Here is a 919-nt window from a genome sequence, read left to right as displayed (position 1 = left end):
GCTTCTACCAGGGCGTCGCGAAGGACCCGTTGCTGCGACCCATGTACCCGGAGGAGGACCTCGGCCCGGCCGAGGAGCGCTTGGTGCTCTTCCTGATGCAGTACTGGGGCGGCCCCCGTACGTACAGCGACCAGCGCGGCCACCCCCGGCTGCGGATGCGGCACGCGCCGTTCACGGTGGACCAGGCCGCGCACGACGCCTGGCTGCGGCACATGCGGGACGCCGTCGACGAGCTGGACCTCGCGCCCGAGCACGAGCAGCAGTTGTGGAAGTACCTGACGTACGCCGCCGCTTCGATGGTCAACACCCCGGGCTGAGCGGCCAGTACGCCGGGCCGGGCCACCGACGCGAGCGGTCGAGCCGCCTGTACGCGCAGCCCCCGGCGCCCCGAACCGGCGGCGGGCCCGACGGCGGCCGGCGGCCGGGCCTCGACGACCCAGGAACCAGCCATTCCGGACGACGGCGGCGATGAGCCGCATACCCTGCGTATCGCATAGCGGACACTGCGTATCGCATGTCGGTCACAATCGGATCAAGCCCAGACCGCAACCGCTTTCAGACCGCATCTTTCTCTGACAACATCCAGGCACGCCGCCGAGTCGACACGCCGCCGTCACCTCCGTGACCGCGCGCCGTCGCTGGCTGGCGACGGGTCCGGTGGGCGGGGAGCAGCGCGGGGGGTTCAGTGGCGGGCTTTGTGTTCCTGCGTGTCCGTGCGCACCGATTGCTGTTGTCGGCGGCCCTGTTGACGGTGCTGCTGACCACCGCGGTGCTGGCCACGCTCGGCGCGTTCAGCGCGGCCATCGGCGACGCGGGGTTGCGGCACGCGCTGCGCGAGCGCAGCGCCGCGCCGGCCGCGCTGCGGGTGGCCACGGACCTGCCGGAGTCGGAGCGCGCGGCGGCCGAGCGAGCCGTGCGG

1 protein-coding gene is annotated in these 919 nt (G+C 72.8%); it reads left to right on the top strand.

Going from position 1 to position 919, the window contains the following annotated elements:
• A partial coding sequence (locus KUM32_RS37680; RefSeq protein ID WP_217146335.1) for a globin occupies nt 1–317 on the top strand: 317 nt, incomplete at its 5' end.
• Nucleotides 318–919: the final 602 nt, after the last annotated feature.

Source organism: Streptomyces sp. AC627_RSS907 (assembly GCF_019049165.1).
This window is presented reverse-complemented; position numbering and strand designations above follow the sequence as displayed.